This window comes from Janibacter sp. CoH_79_TC_3, assembly GCF_058197955.1.
In genome coordinates, this window is sequence record NZ_JBXWIV010000072.1 from 1 (window position 1) to 292 (window position 292).

At 42.1% G+C, this 292-nt stretch carries 1 pseudogene; it reads right to left on the minus strand.

The window, feature by feature from the left end:
• Positions 1-46 precede the first annotated feature (46 nt).
• Positions 47-292: pseudogene (locus tag AC2FA3_RS15115) on the minus strand (30S ribosomal protein S3); the annotation flags it as partial.

Here is a 292-nt window from a genome sequence, read left to right on the forward strand (position 1 = left end):
GTACCACGGAACTGTTTACGGTATTTTACTCTTTTAGGTATTAACATTAATCTTCGCTCCCTTCAACAGCTTCTGCTTGTGCAGCAAGTTTCTTTTCAGGAAGAACTTCACCTTTGAAGATCCATACTTTTACGCCAAGACGGCCATGAGTTGTATGTGCTTCAGCTGTACCATAATCAATATCAGCACGTAAAGTATGAAGTGGAATACTACCTTCACGGTAAGATTCACTACGAGCAATTTCAGCACCGCCGAGACGGCCACCTACTGTTACTTTAATACCTTTTGCACC